The organism is Halobacterium zhouii, from assembly GCF_021249405.1.
GTDB lineage: Archaea > Halobacteriota > Halobacteria > Halobacteriales > Halobacteriaceae > Halobacterium > Halobacterium zhouii.
Window position 1 is genome coordinate 207,114 of record NZ_CP089593.1, and the last position, 18,617, is coordinate 225,730.

At 68.2% G+C, this 18,617-nt stretch carries 11 protein-coding genes and 2 tRNA genes; 5 read left to right on the plus strand and 8 right to left on the minus strand.

What is annotated here, in order from left to right; genetic code table 11:
* Positions 1-51: 51 nt before the first annotated feature.
* The gene (locus LT970_RS01020; RefSeq protein ID WP_232687111.1) at positions 52-2,274 is read right to left on the minus strand and encodes a DUF2298 domain-containing protein; all 2,223 of its coding nucleotides are present in this window, start codon (positions 2,272-2,274) and stop codon (positions 52-54) included.
* 246 nt (positions 2,275-2,520) lie between these two features.
* On the opposite strand from LT970_RS01020, the gene LT970_RS01025 reads away from it, so the two are divergent.
* Positions 2,521-4,242, plus strand: coding sequence for a flippase activity-associated protein Agl23 (locus LT970_RS01025; RefSeq protein WP_232687112.1), 1,722 nt, complete (start codon positions 2,521-2,523; stop codon positions 4,240-4,242).
* Positions 4,243-4,300: 58 nt separating this feature from the next.
* Here LT970_RS01025 and dgoD read toward each other — a convergent pair whose 3' ends face one another.
* Positions 4,301-5,452, minus strand: coding sequence for a galactonate dehydratase (dgoD, locus tag LT970_RS01030; RefSeq protein ID WP_232687113.1), 1,152 nt, complete (start codon positions 5,450-5,452; stop codon positions 4,301-4,303).
* A 229-nt stretch (positions 5,453-5,681) separates the two neighbouring features.
* Between dgoD and LT970_RS01035 the strand changes: the two genes are divergently transcribed.
* Together LT970_RS01035 and LT970_RS01040 are read left to right on the plus strand one after the other, a co-directional pair.
* Positions 5,682-7,133 carry a ribonuclease H-like domain-containing protein gene (locus tag LT970_RS01035; RefSeq protein WP_232687114.1) on the plus strand — a complete coding sequence of 484 codons (1,452 nt, stop codon included), beginning with the start codon at positions 5,682-5,684 and terminating at the stop codon, positions 7,131-7,133.
* Between the two features lie 5 nt (positions 7,134-7,138).
* Positions 7,139-9,538: a DEAD/DEAH box helicase gene (locus LT970_RS01040; protein ID WP_232687115.1), complete on the plus strand. Its 2,400-nt coding sequence runs from the start codon at positions 7,139-7,141 to the stop codon at positions 9,536-9,538.
* 81 nt (positions 9,539-9,619) lie between these two features.
* On the opposite strand, the gene LT970_RS01045 is transcribed toward LT970_RS01040, so the two are convergent.
* The 5 genes from LT970_RS01045 to LT970_RS01065 all read right to left on the minus strand — a co-directional run bounded on the left by LT970_RS01045 (position 9,620) and on the right by LT970_RS01065 (position 16,539).
* A complete protein-coding gene (locus tag LT970_RS01045; RefSeq protein ID WP_232687116.1) occupies positions 9,620-10,240 on the minus strand; it encodes an acetate uptake transporter in 621 nt (206 codons plus the stop codon).
* A 2-nt stretch (positions 10,241-10,242) separates the two neighbouring features.
* Positions 10,243-12,231 carry an acetate--CoA ligase gene (gene acs / locus LT970_RS01050; RefSeq protein ID WP_232687117.1) on the minus strand — a complete coding sequence of 663 codons (1,989 nt, stop codon included), beginning with the start codon at positions 12,229-12,231 and terminating at the stop codon, positions 10,243-10,245.
* A gap of 171 nt (positions 12,232-12,402) precedes the next feature.
* Entirely contained in the window at positions 12,403-14,022 is a 1,620-nt protein-coding gene (locus tag LT970_RS01055; RefSeq protein ID WP_232687118.1) for a bacterio-opsin activator domain-containing protein, read from the minus strand.
* 134 nt (positions 14,023-14,156) lie between these two features.
* Positions 14,157-16,052 (minus strand): acetate--CoA ligase, encoded by a 1,896-nt coding sequence (locus LT970_RS01060; RefSeq protein WP_232687119.1) that lies wholly within the window; start codon positions 16,050-16,052, stop codon positions 14,157-14,159.
* A 377-nt stretch (positions 16,053-16,429) separates the two neighbouring features.
* Positions 16,430-16,539, minus strand: a tRNA-Ile gene (locus LT970_RS01065).
* A gap of 112 nt (positions 16,540-16,651) precedes the next feature.
* On the opposite strand from LT970_RS01065, the gene LT970_RS01070 reads away from it, so the two are divergent.
* Complete coding sequence (locus tag LT970_RS01070; protein WP_232687120.1) at positions 16,652-17,041, plus strand: pyridoxamine 5'-phosphate oxidase family protein; 390 nt, start codon at positions 16,652-16,654, stop codon at positions 17,039-17,041.
* Between the two features lie 53 nt (positions 17,042-17,094).
* Here LT970_RS01070 and LT970_RS01075 read toward each other — a convergent pair.
* Positions 17,095-17,167 (minus strand) — tRNA-Asn (locus tag LT970_RS01075).
* Between the two features lie 98 nt (positions 17,168-17,265).
* Between LT970_RS01075 and cca the strand changes: the two genes are divergently transcribed.
* The gene (gene cca / locus LT970_RS01080) at positions 17,266-18,615 is read left to right on the plus strand and encodes a CCA tRNA nucleotidyltransferase (RefSeq protein WP_232687121.1); all 1,350 of its coding nucleotides are present in this window, start codon (positions 17,266-17,268) and stop codon (positions 18,613-18,615) included.
* Positions 18,616-18,617: the final 2 nt, after the last annotated feature.

Sequence of the window (18,617 nt, forward strand, 5' to 3'; positions counted from 1 at the left end):
CGTCAGTCCGGGAGCGTCGTCTGATTCACGGGTTCGGGAGCGCCGTTTGGTCTACGAGTCCGGAAGCGCCGTCTGGTTCACGACGTACACGGTCACACTGCCGAACTCGACGGGCCGGAACCCGTGTTCGCGCTCGAACGGCCGGACGTCGTATCGCTCGCGTTCGTACGGACCGAGGTAGACGTACTGGACGTCGTAGCGCTCGAGGAGGGCGGCCCGCGTCGCGGCGTCCCCCTCGAATATCGCGCGGACGTCGGCCGCCCGCCGATTGTAGGCTGCCTCGGAGTGGTAGTCGGCGGCGTGTGTCCACCCCGCGATTGTGGGGAGTCCCGTGAGGCTGGACGCCGGACTCGCGCGGAATCCGAACATCGCGCGTTCGGTCGGCGCGGCGGCGACGATGTGGGGTTGGCCGGCGCGCGCGTCGAGCCACTCGATGGCGGCGTCGTGGTCGGGGTGGAGGACGCCGACGAACGCCGTCGAGTCGAGTGTCGGCCCCTCGACCACGGAGCGGTCCTCCGTCGCCACCGCAGAGAGCGCGAGCGCGCCGTAGACCGACGTCGCGAGCACCAGCGCGACCGCGACAACCGCCCGCGCCGCGTCGCGGTCGACGGCGGGCGTGGTGAACGAGTCCGTCGGAAGCCACGCAGCGACGACGGACGCGAGCGCCGTCCCGGCGGCGACCGACCACAGCAACCACACCTGGCTGTGGATCTTGTATATCGTGTTGTACCGGCCGGGCGCGGCGCCGCCGTTCACGTACGCGACTTCCACGAGCAACACGAGTCCGGCGCCCGCGAGCACGAGCACGGTCTCGTAGCCGACCGAGCGGGTCCGCCGGAGGAGCCACCACGCGGCCAGCAGGACCGGCGCGACGAACGCGAGCGCGACGAACTCGAGTGCGACTGCGAGGGCGACGAGGATGGCCCCGACGACCACCGGCGCGAGGGTGGGGGTGTGCCGGCGGAGGCGGGGGCCGAGGTAGAGCGCGAATGCGAGCAGGAACGCCCCGTACTCGAGGAGGTACAGCGAGACGTCGCTGCGCTCCGGGAGAAAGGCGAGCGGCCGCGTGGTGTCGGTCCCGAAGACGAACGGCGCGACCACGAGGACGCCGAGCGCGCCGACGACCGCGGCGACGCCGAGCGCGATTGTGTAGCGTCCGCCCTCGTTCCGGAGCGCGCCGTGGACCCGCTCGAGTCGACTGCTGCCGTCGGGGAGCAGACCCGCGGGGTGCTCGGGCGAAAACGCGACCGCGAGCGCGACAAGGCCGAGCGCGGTGGGGAGACTCCAGACGTTCGTGACCGCGACGACGCCCGCGAGTGGGACGACGGCCGCGAGTCGGCCGACGCGCGCGCCGCGGTCGCCGGCGCTCGTCTGGTAGTACGCGAACAGCACCGCGGCGACCAGGAGCGTGTACGGCTGGCTCATCACGTGCGCGTGGAGGCTCCCGACGAGCACCGAGTACAGCGGGACGTCAGTCGGGAACGATGCGAAGTGCGTCGCGTCGAACGTCGAGAACGACCCGGCGAAGGCGTTCGCGGGCAGCGACAGCGCGCTCAGGACCGCCCGGTCGACGCTCGCCGGGAGCGACCCGAGGACGAGTCCGAGCGGTTCGTAGAGGTTCCCGCCAATGCCGAGGAAGACGGCGACGAACGCGCCGGAGAGCCGGGAGTGTATCCCGCGTGCGGCGCCGAGCGAGCGACCGAGGTCGTAGCCGCCGGCGACGACCATCGCGTAGAACGTCGGCACGGCGAGAGTCGGAACGTACCGGGCGGGCGTGTCGGTGAGGAACGCCCAGAGGACGGCGGTGAGGTGGCCGCCGAAGTAGTACTGCATCGGCGCGCCCGCGAACCAGAAGTCGGCCGGCGGGAGCGCCGACGCCCGGAACAGCGACTTCACGGTGCCGAAGTTGAGGAACCCCTCGGCCCACACCTCGAGGCCGGGGCTGTCGACGGAGACGACCACCGCCAGAACGAACGCGGCGGCGAAGACGAACGCGCTCTCGGCGAACCGCCGCCAAGGCGGGGAGACGCCAGTGCGCACCGCAAGCGCCGAGAGCGCCGCAAGCGCGCCCACTCCGAACGCGGCGGCGGAGGGGCCGAACGCGACCTGTCCCGTCCAGAACGCGACCAGGGTGACGACCGCGGTGCCGACGACAAAGGAGAACCCGGCGCCGCGGGTCTCCAGCGGGTCGAGGAGGCGGGCGGTCAGCGGGAGGGCGAGCAGTCCGACGACCAGGAGACCCACTCCCCAGTGGAGGACCGGGAGGAGTTGCACAGTACTGGACAGGTGAAGTGACGGATTAGTTCTTCTGCATCTTGCGCGGAACGACCGGACGGCGGCGACACGCGCGTCTGAATCGCGCGGTCTACGCATCCGGACTGTGCAGTCTACGCATCCGAACCGCACGACCTACGCATCCGGACCGTCCGACCTACGCGTTCGACCCAGGCACCCGAATCACCCGACACGACGGCTGTTCAACACAAAGAATATATCGGCGCTATCGCTACGAAACGGACAGTGACCCGTCTCGAACATCTCCGCGACCGGCGAGTGTCCGCCGCGCTCGTCGGCCTCGCCCTCCTCGGACTCGTCTCGCGGCTCGTCCAGCTCGGCGAGCGCGTCTTCTACTACGACGAAGCCTGGTTCGGCTACTGGGTGCTGCGGTTCATGGAGAACGGCGCCTGGGAGTACCGCCCCATCCTCCACGGCCCCCTCTTCGCTCGCGTGAACTCCCTTGTCTTCCCCGTGCTCGGCGCGAACGACGCCACCGCGCGCCTCTTCGTCGCGGTCGTCGGCGCGCTCCTCCCGCTCTCGGCGTGGCTGTTCCGGGAGCACCTCCGGGACGGCGAAGTCGTCGCGCTCGGCGTCGCGCTCGCGTTCAACCCCGTCCTCTTCTACTACTCGCGGTTCATGCGCAAGGACCTCCCGCTCGCCGCGTTCATGCTCGTCACGCTCGGCCTGCTCGTGCGCGCGTCCGACACGCGGCGCCCGCGCTACCTCTACGGTGCCGCGGTCACGCTCGGTATCGCGTTCGCCACGAAGGAGAGCGTCCTGCTCTGGCTGGTGACGTGGGCCGGCGCGAGCGCACTCGTTTTCGACCGCTACCTCCTCCGCGCCCGGGACCAGGATGGCGACGCCTTCGAGTTCCTCCGCGGCCGCGCCGACCGCGCCGCCGCCGGCGTCCGCGAGTGGTGGCCCCACGCCGTGCTCGCGAGCGCCGTCTTCCTCGCCGTCGTCGTCTACTTCTACGCGCCGCGTGCCGGTCCCGGCCAGCAGATCGGTCTGTGGCGAGCGCTCGGCGGCGAGTTCGGGACACTCCCCGCCGTCGTCGGGGAGGCGACGCTCGGCTCCCTCCAGAAGGCCATCGACTACTGGGTGTCCGGGAGCATCCAGGAACACCCCTACCTCCCGTACTTCACGGACACCGCCGAAACCGTCCTCGCGGGCGCGCTCGGCGTCGCGCTGCTCGCTGTCGTCGGCTTCCTCTTCGACCGCTACGCCGGCGACGCGCCGCGCGGCCTCGTGGCGTTCAACTTCTACAGCGGCGTCGCCGCGCTCGTCGGCTACCCGCTCGCGAACAACCTCCCCGTGCCGTGGTCGACGGTTCACGCCATCGTCCCGCTCTGTATCCCCGCGGCCGTCGGCGCGTACGCCGTCTACCAGTGGGGCCGCAGTCGACTCCCCGCCCGCGAACCCGCTCTCCTCCGGGACCGCACGCCGATGCACGCCGTACGAGCCACCGTCGCCGCTGGCCTGCTCGTCTTCCTCGTCGCCTCTGCGGGCGCGACCATCGCGCAGACGAGCTACCAGCAGCCCCACGAGAGCCCGCGGGGCGACCCCGGCAACGACGTCATCTACTACGCCCAGGCCCCCGGCGAACTCCGGCAGGTCGTGAACGACATCGAGCGCGCGACCGCGACCGGCGGCGACGACGTCGACGTGCTGTACGTCGGCGACCGCCTCGCGATGAACGAATCCCGGGTGGACTACCCGCCCGGGACGGGCGCGTGGCACGCTCGAATACCGCTTCCGTGGTACACCGAAGCTCTCGGCGCGGACGTCGACAGCGTCCCACGGGTCGACGGTGTCGGCAACGAGACGCCACCCGTCGTCATCACCCAACCGGCGCTCCGGGACAACGTCGCGGAGCGCCTCGGGGACGCCTACACCAGCAAAACCTACCCCCTCGACGACATCGGCGACCGCGTCGTCGTCGTGTTCACGCGAACCGGCGACTGAACGGCATCGCCGCTCCACCGTCGCTCTCGGCGCCCGCTGACTGGCTCTTCCATCGTCGTCACCACTCGGCGACGCTGCCGTCGTCGTGTCGCCACACCGGGTTGTGCCAGTTCACGTCCTGTTCCGCGCGCTCTCGCACGTACTCCTCGTCGATCTCGATGCCGAGGCCGGGCGCGGTCGGGATGTCCACGTAGCCGTCGCGGTACTCGAAGACGCCGTCGTCGACGAGGTAGTCGAGCACGTCGTTGGTGTCGTTGTAGTGGATGTCGAGGCTCTGCTCCTGGATGAGCGCGTTCGGCGTGCAGGCGTCGACCTGGATGCAGGAGGCCAGCGCGATGGGGCCGAGCGGGCAGTGCGGGGCGAGCGCGACGTCGTAGGCTTCGGCCATGCTCGCGATCTTCTTGACCTCCGTGATGCCGCCGGCGTGCGAGAGGTCAGGTTGGATGACGTCCACGCTCCCCTGCTCGAGCACCTCCTTGAAGTCCCACCGCGAGTACATTCGCTCCCCGGTCGCGATCGGCGCCGAGGTGTGGGCCGCGATCTCCGGGAGCGCGTCGTTGTGCTCGGGGAGCACCGGCTCCTCGAGGAAGAAGGGGTCGTACGGATCGAACGCCGCGGCGAGGCGCTTGGCCATCGGTTTGGAGACCCGGCCGTGGAAGTCCACCCCGATGTCCACCTCGTTGCCAACGGCGTCGCGGACGGTCGCGACCCGTTCGACGGCGTCCTCCACCGCCGCGGGCGTGTCGATGCGACGGAGTTCGGAGGTGGCGTTCATCTTGAGCGCGGTGAAGCCGGCGTCGACCTTCTCGCGGGCCGCCTTGCCGACGTCGGCGGGGCGGTCACCGCCGATCCACTGGTAGACCCGGATGCGGTCGCGGGCGCGGCCGCCGAGCAGTTCGTGGACGGGCGCGTCGAGTTGCTTCCCTTTGACGTCCCAGAGCGCCTGGTCGACGCCCGCGATGGCCGACATCAACACCGGGCCGCCGCGGTAGAACCCGCCGCGGTACATGGCCTGCCAGTGGTCCTCGATGCGCGTCGGGTCCTCCCCGAGCAGGTAGTTGTCCAGCAGTTCTTCGACGGCCGCGCGGACCGTGTGCGCGCGCCCCTCGACGACTGGCTCCCCCCAGCCGACGGTTCCGTCACTCGTGGTCAGTTTCAGGAACAGCCAGCGCGGAGGGACCTCGAAGAGTTCGTAGTCCGTTATCTGCATGGGTGCTGGTCACACGTTCCGGCCAGGCTGAGTTAAGTTCTCTTCCATCGGGACGCGCTGTACGTGATCGCCGACTCGTCCTGATCGACGCGTCGTCGCGAGTGCTCCGGTCCGGCTGATCCGCTCGCGGTGTGGGACGTGGTGGACGACTGCCGGCTTCTGTTTTACCCTGGTTTCCCCACACTCAAGCGGATGGGACCAGAACGGAGTAGCGACGATCGCATCTAGCATGCCGTCGCCCGCTACCACTCGGATTGCCGCCGTGGCCCCGGAGTTCGTCGAGCGAGCGCCACAGCCAGCACGCGCGGACTGGCTCTCGTACTTCGACCCGGATGTCGTCCTGCTCACCGGCGACTCACCGGCCACACAGGCCGTCCGCATCCTGCGGCGTGAGACCGAGACGGAAACAGTCTGCTTCCATCCCAGTGGAACCCACCGACAAGGGGTTGAGGGGGCTAAGACGGTCGACGGCGTCCAGTTCGTGTTCGCACCGTCGACAGACGCCCTCCGGGCGGTTGCAGGCAAAGAAGGGGACGAACTCCGCAGTGAACAACCGACGTACGTGCTCAGCAATCTGCTCGACGTCGACGTGGACACGACGACGCTCTCGACGTCGCTCGTCGGCGGCGACCAGTACCGGGACGCGCTCGCGCCCGAGCGCCTCGACGGCGAGTACGTGCACGTCTCGACGCGCCTCCCGAAGGAGTACCGCCGCGAGTGGAACGACCTCACCGTCGTCGGTGGTGGCGCCGACGCCGGCACCAGGGGCGAGCCACTGGTGGCACTCGACTGCCGGAGCGACGGAGAACTGCTCACGCGAACGCTCACGCGAGACCAACTCGGTCTGCGTGCTCTCGATGGCGTCGGTCGGACTCGCGCACAGCGACTCCGGGACGCCGGGTTCCAGCGCAGGGACGCAGTTGCCGACGCCGAGCAGCGACACCTCAGGGGAATCCAGGGGCTGGGTGAGACGACGGCGGAACGAATCCAGCAGAGCGCGCGAGCGCTCGCCGACGGCGAGGTCGTTCGGAGCTCGGACGAGCAACTGCCGAACGGCGACCCCGTCTACGTCGACATCGAGACGGACGGCCTGGCCCCCACCATCACGTGGCTGATCGGCGTGCTCGACGGGTCGGCCGAGGACGGAACCTACATCTCGTTCGTCCAGCGGAACCCCGACGAACCCGGCCGCGCTCTCGAAGACTTCCTGGCCTGGTACGCGGCGAACGCGAGCCACCGCCCGGTCGTCGCCTACAACGGCTGGCGGTTCGACTTCCCGGTCATCCACGACCACGTCATCGAGTACTGCCCGCGGTACGAGGACGACTGGACGAGCACGTACCGCTTCGACCCCTACCAGTGGGCGGTCACGAACGGCAACGCCGTGCTCCCCGGTCGAACGAACAAGCTCGGGGACGTGGCCGAAGCCCTCGGCCACGAACCCGCGGAAACCGGGCTGACGGGAGCGGCAGTCGCGCGGGCCTACCAGGCGTGGATGGCCGACCGCTCTCCGGAGACCGAACCCGACTGGGAGCAACTCGTGGCTTACTGCGAGGACGACGTGCGAGCGCTCGCGACCATCCACGAGGCCCTCCAGGAGAGCAGCCGAATCGTCTCGACGACCGAGCAGTCCCGCGACCTCGAGGAGACGACCACGCAGGGCAGTCTCTCAGACTGGTAACCACCATGAGCTCAGATTCCGACCCGCCGGAGCACGCACCCATCACGGCCCGGGGTCTCCGGGAGACGTTCCCGGAGTACGACGACCAACTCCGGCACGCCGAAACCGTTTCCGCCGACGACGGCGACTACGTCGCGCCGGAGACGGTGCTCCGCCCGACGCTCGCCGACCGATTCGGCGACGCCGTCGGTGACCTGTTCACGCACCAGGCCGAGGCGCTCGACCGCCTCGATTCGGGCGAGAACGTCTGCGTCGCCACGTCGACGGCGTCGGGGAAGACCTACGTGTACGCCCTCCAGATCGCTCGCAACCACCTCGCAGACCCCGAGTCGACGGCGCTCCTGGTGTACCCGACGAAGGCCCTCTCCCGCGACCAGGAGCAGGAACTCAACGCGTTCTTCGGGGACCTCGGACTCGACGTCACCGTCCGCGTGTACGACGGCGACACGCCACAGGACAACCGGAAGCAGATCCGGGAGACGGCCGACGTCGTCATCACGAACTTCGTCGGCGTGAACGTCTACCTCGGGCATCACCCGCGCTGGCATTCGTTTTTCTCGAACTGCGAACTGCTCGCCATCGACGAGTCCCACACCTACACCGGCGTCCACGGGATGCACGTCGCGTGGACGATGCGCCGACTCAGGCGCGTCCTCGACCACTACGAGTCCGACCCGCAGATGGTCTGTACGTCCGCGACGATCGGGAACCCGGGCGAGCACTCCGAGCGCCTCACGGGGCACTCTTTCGCCGTCGTCGACGATGACGGGTCGCCGCGCGGCAAGCGGGACGTCGCGTTCTGGAAGCCGCCGGTCGACGAATCCGAACTCGGCCCCGAGGCGGCCTTCGAGGACTTCCGGGCGGCCCAGACGAACCCCGTTCGGGAGGCGAGTTCGGTGCTCGCCCACCTGGGACTGCACGACGTCCAGACGCTTCTGTTCACGCGCAGTCGGAAGAACGCGGAACTCGGCGCGAAGTACGCCACCGACGCGGCGAGCAAACACCCCCGATCCGGGCGCGTGAGCGTCGAACCGTACCACGCCGGCCTCGGGAAGCAGACGCGCCGCGGCACCGAGTACCAGTTCAAGAGCGACGGACTCGACGGCGTCGCGTCGACGAACGCGCTCGAACTCGGCATCGACATCGGGTCGATGGACGCCACCATCCTCACCGGCTACCCGGGGACGCGCCAGTCGTTCTGGCAGCAGGTCGGGCGCTCCGGGCGCGGGAACGCCGACGCGCTCTCGGTGTTCGTCGCGCGAGCGGACGCCATCGACCAGTACATCCTCGACAACCCCGAGTACGTCCTCGGGGACGCCATCGAGGACGCGGTCATCGGACTCGAGAACAACCCCGTGTACGCCCAGCACGTCCAGTGTGCCGCCCACGAACGACCACTGACCGAGGACGACCGGGAGTGGTTCGACGGGGAGCGACTCGACCGCGCCGTCGAGATGTGGACGGACGCAGGAGAACTCACCGGCGACCTGTCCCGGAGTGTCCGGTACACGGGCGCTCCGCGGCCGCAGTCCGAGATATCGATGTACACGTCGTCGGCCACGCAGTTCGACGTGCGGTGCCGGGACGGCGACATCGACATGGAGCCGATCGACCGGGAGCGCGCGTACCGCGACCACCACGAGGGCGCGCTCTTCTTGCACGACGGCACCCAGTACGAAGTCGTCGAGTTCGACGAGGGCGCGCCGAATCCGTCCATCACGGTCCAGGCGGTTCGGACGAACGAGTACACCGAGACCCACTCCGAGAAGGCCGTCCGGGGCCTCGAGGTCGAGGATTCACGCGACCTCGGAAACGGCTACCGGCTGGCGTGGGGGACGGGGACGGTCGAGATTCACTACACACACTACCAGCGCAAGGACATCCAGTCGGGGCGCGTGAGCACGTCACTCCAGCCGACTGGCCTCCCTCCGATCGAACTCCACACGCACCTCGTGTGGGTCGAGATGCCGCCGTCGCTCCAGAACACGGTTCTCGAGGCGGTCACCGGCGAGACCGCCGAGTCGCTCACGGACGGCGACGTCATGGAGGTGTTCGGTGGGGGACTGCACGGCGCCGAGCACGGCATGATCAAGCTCACGCCGCTCGAACTCCGGATGGACAAGTCCGACCTCGGCGGCCTGAGCACGCCCGTCCACGAGGAAACCGGCGTTCCGACGTGGTTCATCCACGACGCCGTCGAGGGCGGACTCGGATTCAGCAAACGCATCTACGAGCAGGCCGAACAGATTGCTCGGCGGACCCGCGAGCGCGTCGACGACTGCGACTGTCAGGGAACGGGCGGGTGTCCGGCCTGCATCATGGATTCGCAGTGTGGCAATCAGAACCGGTACCTGCACACCGAGGCGACGGTGGCGGTTCTCGACCGAGTTCTTGACCAGTTCTGACTGTGCTCGGGGGTCGGTCAGACAGATATCTCGCCCCTCGAAAACCGCGGACGGAGGAAACACCGAATCGCCGCGCCTGGGTCAGTCGGTGGGCTGCACGGAGGTGTTTTCGGTGGTCGTCGACTCGAGCGGAGCGCTCCCGAGAGGGACGACCTCGCGGTCCCACGCCCAGTTCGTGACTTCGGCGAAGCTCACGTACATGGCGTCGAGGCCGGTGAGGATGCCGACGTAGCCGCCGGCGACGACGAGCCCCCCGATGCCGAGGAAGTCACCGAAGCCGAGCAGGAAGAACGTCACCGACAGCAGGCCGAAGACGCTCCAGAGCCCCCAGTTGAGCTTGAACGTGGCGACCCACATGTACGTCGTGAAGACGCCCCACATGATGAGCGCGAGGCCGAGCGCCTGGGCGCTCACGGACGGAATCCAGCCGTTGTGCATGAAGACGACGAGCAGGCCGAACCACCACCAGAACGCGCCGTAACTACAGAACGCGGTGGTCCCGAAGGTGTTCCCCTCACGGTACTCCAGGAGGCCCGCGAACAACTGGATGGTGCCGCCGAAGGCCATCGCCATCGGGACGACCACCAGTTCGAGGTCGGGCTGGAGGAAGCCGGCGTTGTAGACGCTCAACAGCACGGTCGTCAGACCGAAGCCCACGAGGCCGAGCGGGGCGGGGTTGGCTGTGTCGGTGTCTGCAGGCATCGTCACTCACTCCCCACTTGCTGCTGGATGTCCTCGACGACGTCCGGGTTGCGGAGCGTCGACGTGTCCCCGAGGTCCTCGCCGTTCGCAATCTCTTCGAGGAGACGGCGCATGATTTTCCCGGAGCGGGTCTTCGGCAACTCGGGCGTGAATACGATGCTCTCCGGGCGCGCGATGGGGCCGATGGCGTCCTCTACGGACTGCTCGATCTGGTCCTGCATCTCCCGGCCGCCGTCGTAGCCGTCTTCCGTGATGACGTACGCGTGGACGGCCTCACCTTTCACCTCGTGGTCAGCGCCGACGACCGCGGCCTCCGCGACGCCCTCGGAGGCCACGACGGCTGATTCGATCTCCATGGTGCCGAGGCGGTGCCCGGAGACGTTGACGACGTCGTCGACGCGGCCGACGACCGTGATGTAGCCGTCGTCGTCGATTTTCGCGCCGTCCTCGGGGAAGTACACCCAGTCCTCGGGGTCGTCGCTGTCGGTGTCCGAGTACTCCGCCCAGTACTCCTGGATGAATCGCTCGTCGTTCTGATAGAGCGTGCGCAACATCCCCGGCCACGGTTTCTCTACCGTCAGGTAGCCGGCCTCGCCCGCGGACACTTCGTCGCCGCTGGCGTCCACCACGCGGACGTCGTTTCCGGGAATCGGCGGACCAGCGGACCCGGGTTTCATGTCGTTGACGCCTGGGAGTGTGGTGACCATCATGCCGCCGGTCTCGGTCTGCCACCAGGTGTCGACGATGGGGCAGTTCTCGTCCCCGATGTGCTTGTAGTACCACTTCCAGGCCTTCGGATTGATGGGTTCGCCGACGGTGCCCAAGAGGCGGAGACTCGAGAGGTCGTGTTCGTCGGGGTACTCCGCGCCCCACTTCATGAACGCGCGGATGGCCGTCGGCGCGGTGTAGAACTGCGTGACGTCGAGGTCGTCCACGATCTCCCAGAAGCGGTCCTGCTCGGGGTGGTCCGGTGTGCCCTCGTACATCACGGTCGTGGTGCCGAGGGAGAGCGGGCCGTAGACGATGTAGGAGTGCCCGGTGATCCAGCCGATGTCGGCCGAGCAGAAGTAGGTGTCATCGGGCTTGATGTCGAGGACGGCCTGGCTCGTCCACGCGTTCCACGCGAGGTAGCCGCCGGTCGTGTGTTTGACTCCTTTCGGCTCTCCGGTCGTTCCGGAGGTGTACATGAGGAAGAGCATGTCTTCGGCGTCCCGTTCGACGGGGTCGACCGTGGCGCCCGCGTGCTCAGCTACGAGTTCGTCGTAGTCGTGTTGGTTATCCGCGAGGTCGTGGCCGTGTGCGTCGTCGCCGAGACGGTCCTTGACCACCACGTCCGAGACCTCGTGTTCGACGCCCTCGAGGCCCTCGTTGGCCTTCTCCAGGTGGTCGAGGGCGTCGCCGCGCCGGTAGTAGCCGTTCGCGGTGACGAGGTACTCCGAATCCGCGGCGTTCATGCGTTCGGCGAGTGCGGATGCGGAGAACCCCGCGAACACGACGGAGTGAGGTGCGCCGATGCGGGCACACGCCAGCATCGCGATGGGCAACTCGGGAATCATCGGCATGTGCATCGTCACGACGTCGTCCTCGCCGACGCCCATCTCGCGGAGTGCCGCCGCGAACTCGTTGACCTCGCGGTGGAGGTCCTCGTACGTGTACGTGCGATTCTCCTCGCCGGTGGGTTCGCCGACCCACTCGATGGCGGCCTCGTCGCCGCGCTCCTCGAGATGCCGGTCGATGCAGTTCTGACTGGCGTTCAGGCTGCCACCCGTGAACCACTCGTAGAACGGCGGGTTCGAGTCGTCGAGTACCTGGTCGTACTCCTCGCTCCAGTCGAGCAGGTCGGCGGCCTGCTCCCAGCACTCGGGCCAGTTCTCGTCGAACTCCTCGTAGATGCTCGGGTCCGAGACGTTCGCCTGCTCGACGAATGACTCGGGGGGTTCGAACTCGTTCTGGTCTTCCAGTCGTGCTTCGAGTTCTGGCTGTTGTGACATGCCTACACGTGCCGTATCACGCACCCACAATAAGCCGACGCGCTAATTATCACAAACGTCCGTATACGAACGGGAGCGGGGTTGATAGCGCTCGACGCACGCAAATTCTGCCGATACCTCGGTTCGCCGTCGACCGACCGGTGACGGGAAGCCGGATTCGGGGCTAAATAGTTAGCCCCCGCGTTGCTCGTCGAAGAAGACGGTGAGCAGTTTCTGGTTGGCCTTCCGGAGGTGGTTGTGGAGCGTGGGGGAGGAGACGTCGAGCGCGTCGGCGAGTTCCTCGGCCGTCGAACCGCGAGGCCACTCGTAGTAGCCACCGTAGTACGCCGCCTGTAGCACCGACGCCTGTCGGTCAGTCAGGCGGTCGGCCAGTCGCTCCCGGAACGCCGCGTCCGACTCGACCGGCTGTTCCACCTCGCGTTTGGCAGCGAGGGTCACGTCTGGGAACCGCTCGACCACCCCGTCAACCAGTTCGCGGACGCCCCCTTCGTCCGAAACCTCGGCCGTGAGCGTCGCCGTTCCGCTGTCGGCAGTCGCCCCCGTCACCAGGCCACCCTGCTCGACGACTGTCAACACGGGGCCGGCCGCGACGACCACCTCGAGGAATCCGCCGTCGCCGTGATCCTCGACCAGTCGAGTATCGCGGACGGCGTCCCGACCGTCGAGGAACTCGATCGCGTCGGTGGCGTCGCCACCTTCGACGACGAGGAAACAGACGACGGCTCCGTTCGTCGGGGCCGTCCCGGACAGCGAGACCCGGCAGTCGCCGTCGCCGGACAGCGCCGCCACGAGGCTGCTCTCGTCGCCCGCCCGGAACTCCAGTTCGACGGCCGTATCGGGGGACAGCAGGCGGCGGTGTTCGGCGGTGGCGAGCGCCTGCTCGACCTGCGTGCCGAGCGCGTCGACCAGCACTCGCTCGAGGTCACTCACTCCGGTCTCGACACCAGCGACGAGGAGGTCTCGTCCCCGCTCACCGTACACGAGCGGGACGAGGACGACAGCGGGTGCCGGACCGTCCTCACGAACGCGGACGTCGTCGTCGTCGACGACCGCTCGGTCGTAGCCATCCAGCAGGTCGTCAGCACGCTCCGTCGAGATGCCTGCGACAGCGCGACGCGAGAATCCACTGTTGCAACCCGCGAGCACAGCGAACCGGAAGTCGTCGCGAGCGACCAGAGTGTCTACGACCGCCCGCTCGACGGCCTCCCGGGTGCCGGCCGCCGTGAGTGCCTCGCCCACGTCGGCGACGGACCGAACCGCCCGTTCGACGCGCTCGGACGACCTGCCGCGAGTGAACGCGGCCACAACATCTCCGCGATCCGGGGTGTCGAGCAGCGATTCGAGGCTCTCGAGTCGGTCCCACCCGCCGACCGATTGGACCACGTGCGGGGACACGCCGTCCTCGAGGTGTGAGCGCGCGAAGTGCCGCCGAAGGTCGTAGGAGGAGACGTCGACCCCCGCTCGGTCGCCGGCCTCCCGGACGAGCATCTGGAGTCGCCGCGCGGTCACGTCGAACAACTCCTCGTCATCCCCGACGTTCGCGGCGGTGGCGTACTTCCGCAACTCGTGTTCGACCGAGACCGGGAAGAACGCGTTCCGCGTCCCGTCGGCCTCCCGAACACGGAGCAAGTAGTGGTCGCCGTGGGACACCACGTCGCCCGGTCGAGCGCGAGCCATCTCGGTCGGACGGAGTCCGACCTCGCCGCCCAGACGCACCACGAGGTCCTCGCGGTGGGTCTCGGCCGCGCGACGAACGCGCTCGTACTGCGCTCCGGTCAGCCGCTCCGGCATTGTCGCCACATCGAACATGAACGAAATAAGCCTACTGGTGTGCTTGACGGCTCCCTCGACGGTTGTCCGCTCAAGTTGGTCGACGCGGGAGCGAAACCCCGAACTGAGTTTCGGGAATATAGATATCTACGAAATCATTCGTCGGTCGCGTCGTTCCGGAGTTCACCGACGACCTCCGGGTTCCGGAGCGCCGACGTGTCGCCCAGCGACTCGCCGTTAGCGACCGAGATGAGCAGTCGACGCATGATCTTCCCCGAACGCGTCTTCGGCAACTCGGGCGTGAACACCACCGTCTCGGGAGCGGACGTGCCGACGACGGACTCGACGGCCGAACGAGCGCGCTCGCGGAGGTTCTCCGCTGCCACGGGGTAATCGTGCTCGGGGCTGACGTACGCGTGGATCGCCCGCCCCTTCTCGTAGTGGTTGCCGACGATGACCGCCGCCTCCGCGATGCCGTCGACCGCCACGATGGCGGACTCCAACTCGAGCGTCGAGAACCGCCGGCCGCCGACGTTGACGACGTCGTCAGTGCGCCCGAGCACGGCGACGTACCCGTCGTCGGTCACGCGAGCGCGGTCGTCCGGGTAGTACCGCCAGTCCGCGCCCGGCGGCCGGTCGGCCCACCCATCACCCGTGCGGACGGACTGCGGCATCGCCGGCCACGGACGCGTGATGGTGAGATACCCGCTGTCACCGCGACCGACAGTCTCCCCGCGGTCGTCGACGACCTCGACGTTCACACCCGGGAGCGGCGGCCCGACAGCCCCCGGTTCCATGTCGTCGACGCCCGGAAGCGTCGCGAGGAGAATCGCCCCCGTCTCCGTCTGCCACCACGTGTCCACGACGGGGCACTCGCCCCCGCCGACGTGCTCGCGATACCACTCCCAGACGGTCGAATCGAGGGGCTCACCGACGCTGCCCAGCAACCGGAGACTCGACAGGTCGTGGTTCGCGGGCCCATCCGTGCCCCGCTTCATGAACGCGCGAATCGCCGTCGGGGACGTGTAGAGGACGTCCACGGAGTGCCGTTCGACGAGTTCCCACGGGCGTCCCTGGCCGAGCGACTCCATCGCTCCCTCCACGAGCAGCGGCGTCGTCCCGAGCGCGAGCGGCCCGTAGACGACGTAGGAGTGCCCCGTGATCCAGCTCACGTCAGCCCCACACCAGTACGTGTCACCGGGTTTCACGTCGAGGACTGACCGAGTCGTCCACGCCACCTGCGCGAGATACCCGCCCGTCGTGTGGTCGACCGCCTTCGGCTGACCCGTCGTGCCGGAGGTGTAGATGCGAAACAGGCGGTCGGTCGCCTCCCTGGCCACCGGTTCGACCTCCGCGCCGGCGTGGCGCTCCAGGAGGTCGTCGTAGGCGTAACAGTCGCCGAGATGCGTGTCGTTGCTGAGGCGGTCCACGACGACCGACTCCACGTCCGCGTCCAGTGAGAGGCAGGCGTTGTCGGCCTTGCTCTTCTGGTCGACTGCCCCACCCCCCGGGTAGTAGCCGTCGCACGTGACGAGGTGCTCCGAGTCCGCGCGACGCATCCGGTTCGCCAGCGCGTCAGCCGAGAAATCCGCGAACACGACGTTGTGCACGGCACCGATGCGAGCGCACGCCAGCATCGCGATGGGGAGTTCCGGAACCACCGGAAGGTACGTCGTCACGACGTCGTCCTCCTCGACGCCGATGTCGCGGAGCGCCGCCGCGAACTCGTTGACCTCGCGGTACAGATCGAGGTACGTGTACGTCCGGCGCTCGCCGAGTTGCCCCTCCCACGCGATAGCGACCTGGTTCTTCCGCTCCTCGAGGTGGCGGTCGACGCAGTTGTAACACGCGTTCAGGCGCCCCCCGGGGAACCACGCGTACGGTGGCCCTGCGTCGAAGATGTCGTCGTACTCGCGGTCCCACGAGAGCAGGTTCGCCGCCCGCTCCCACGCGTCCGGCCACTCCCGCTCGAACGCCTCTCGGGGGGACTCGCGGACGTTCGCCTGCTCGACGAACCATTCCGGTGGGGTGACGCGCTCGCCGTCTGCCATCACCCCTCATTCGTCGTCGCGCGGAAAAACATTCACACTCTCCTCCGCCATCGGGTGTCGTCAAGCGAGGGGGTCCATCGTTTCACCCTCGAAAAACACACTCGATAGCGTTCCGACTCCCGTTTGAATCCGGTCCGGAATCAGCGGCCGAAATCGTGTCGTGTTGGCCCTAACTAGACGCTGCGTAGTTGATACGGGCGGCGGTCGGCGCAACGGAGAAGTAGGTCCTGGCGGATTATGAACCCTGCCGAGACGTTCCGGGTCGCTCACTCCGTTCGCTTCCCGGGCGTGCGACTCGCCTGGTTCAAATCCTGACCCATTCACAGCTGGCCGACGCCTCGCGCATGGCGCGCTCGGCGGTCGGCGCAGCAGAGAAGTGGGCCCTGGCGGATTTGAACCACCGCTCACCCGGTATCCCACGCCCGCTCCCGCGGTGACAGCGGCCGTTATGAGCCGGGGGCTTTGAACCAAACTAAGCTAAGGGCCCTCACGAGACGATTCCCGTGGCCGAACCTTTAGCCTGTCGGGATTGCAGGGCTGCCGACGGCGAGGGGAAGCCCTGGGAGCAAACTGAGGGTCCTGGAATTCGTACGTGGCGTATGGCCGAGACTGTGCCCGAGGCGGCAGAGGAACTGCTCACCAGCGAACCGCTCGTCGCGCACCTCGGGACGTGCCACGACGACCGGCCCCACGTTGCCCCGGTGTGGTACACTTACTCCGATGGCGTCGTCGAGATCGCGACGACCGGGCGCAAACTGGCGAACCTCCGGCGGAATCCGCGCGTCGCGCTCTCCGTGCAGAAGGCCGAGGACGGCCACCCGAAGTGGGGCGTGACGCTCCAGGGGGCGGCGTCTGTCGTCGAGGACGACGGGGCGGCCCGAGAGATACTCCACCGCATCAATCGGAAGTACGGCGCCGACGAGGACGCGTGGTCCGAGAACACGTCCGTCCGCATCGACGTCCACACCGTGGAGTACTGGAGGTACTGATTCGGAGCAACCGCGCGAAGCCGTCGCTTCGCGCGCAATTGCAGGAGGATGTACGCCGCCGCCAGGGCTCGAACCTGGGACAACCTGGGTAACAACCAGGTGCTCTACCAACTGAGCTACGGCGGCTGGCAAATCACGGTACTCGACTCGTTTTGATATGGCTTTCGTTTCGACGGAGGCCAGGGCATCGACACGGCTTAGGACGGGCCGCGAGAAACACGGGTATGAGCGACTTCGACGCGGTCGTCGAGCGCGTTCGGGGGCGCGTCGACCCGACGGCCGAAGAGCGGCGGGCGCTCGCTGGCGCGGTCGAGCGGCTGGCCGAGCGAGCGCGCGCCGCCATCGCGGACCTCCCGGTGGAGGCGGACGTGGTGCAGGTCGGGAGTACGGCGCGCGGGACGTGGGTGGCTGGCGACCGCGACATCGACCTGTTCGTGCGGTTTCCGGCGGACCTGCCGCGGGGAGATCTCGAGGAGTACGGTCTGGAGGTCGGGAACGCTGTGCTGCCGGAGGGGCGCGAGGAGTACGCCGAACACCCCTACGTGAAGGGGTCCTTCGAGGGGTACGATGTCGACCTGGTGCCGTGCTATCGGGTCGAGGACGCCACCCAGATCCAGTCGGCGGTCGACCGCACGCCGTTCCACAACGCGTACCTCGAAGCCAGGCTGGACGACGACCTGGCGGGCGACGTCCGCCTGTTCAAGCAGTTCCTGAAGGGAATCGGCGCGTACGGCAGCGACCTCCGGACGCAGGGGTTCTCGGGCTACCTCACGGAACTGCTCGTGCTGGCGTACAGCGGGTTCCGGGAGACGCTCGAAGCGATCCGGGAGTGGGGGCGCCCCGTCGTGCTCGACCCCGAGGACCACGCCGAAGCGACGTTCGACGACCCGCTCGTGGTCGTCGACCCGACGGACCCGGAGCGCAACGTCGCGGCGGTCGTCTCGGCGACGAACGTCGCGCGCGTCCAGCACCACGCCCGCGAGTTCCTCGCAGCCCCCAGCGAGGACGCGTTCGAGGCGGAGACCCCGGAACCGGTCGATGTCGACGGCGTTCGCGAGCACCTCGACCGGCGAGGGGCGACGCCGCTCGCGGTGGTGTTCGACGCCCCGGACCTCGTGGACGACCAGCTCTACCCGCAGCTCTACCGCTCGCGGGACGGCCTCGTCCGCGGTCTCGAATCCCGCGGGTTCTCGGTACTCCGCGCGGCGACGTGGGCCGACGAGCGCGCGGTCCTGTTCGTGGAACTCGACGTCGCGGAACTCCCCCGTATCGAGCGCCACGAAGGGCCACCTGTTCACGTCCCCGGACACGCCGAGGGGTTCTACGAGAAGTACGCGGACGCCGACGCCTACGGGCCGTTCGTCGAGGACGGGCGGTACGTCGTGGAGCGCGAGCGCGAGGTGCAGACTGCCCGCCAGTTCGCCACCGACTACCTCGACGAGGTGGCGCTTGGCGCGCACGTCGAATCCATCGTGGAGCGCGGCGACTACGACGTGCTCGTCGGCGAGGATGTCAGCGGACTCGCGAGCGAGTTCGGCGTCGAACTCGCACGCTACTTCGATCCGGCGGTGTAAGC

Coding starts and splice junctions, on each gene's coding strand:
- dgoD (WP_232687113.1), bottom strand. CDS start 5,452: ATGCAGATAACGGACTACGAACTCTTCGAGGTCCCTCCGCGCTGGCTG.
- LT970_RS01035 (WP_232687114.1), top strand. CDS start 5,682: ATGCCGTCGCCCGCTACCACTCGGATTGCCGCCGTGGCCCCGGAGTTC.
- LT970_RS01040 (WP_232687115.1), top strand. CDS start 7,139: ATGAGCTCAGATTCCGACCCGCCGGAGCACGCACCCATCACGGCCCGG.
- LT970_RS01045 (WP_232687116.1), bottom strand. CDS start 10,240: ATGCCTGCAGACACCGACACAGCCAACCCCGCCCCGCTCGGCCTCGTG.
- acs (WP_232687117.1), bottom strand. CDS start 12,231: ATGTCACAACAGCCAGAACTCGAAGCACGACTGGAAGACCAGAACGAG.
- LT970_RS01055 (WP_232687118.1), bottom strand. CDS start 14,022: ATGCCGGAGCGGCTGACCGGAGCGCAGTACGAGCGCGTTCGTCGCGCG.
- LT970_RS01060 (WP_232687119.1), bottom strand. CDS start 16,052: ATGGCAGACGGCGAGCGCGTCACCCCACCGGAATGGTTCGTCGAGCAG.
- LT970_RS01070 (WP_232687120.1), top strand. CDS start 16,652: ATGGCCGAGACTGTGCCCGAGGCGGCAGAGGAACTGCTCACCAGCGAA.
- cca (WP_232687121.1), top strand. CDS start 17,266: ATGAGCGACTTCGACGCGGTCGTCGAGCGCGTTCGGGGGCGCGTCGAC.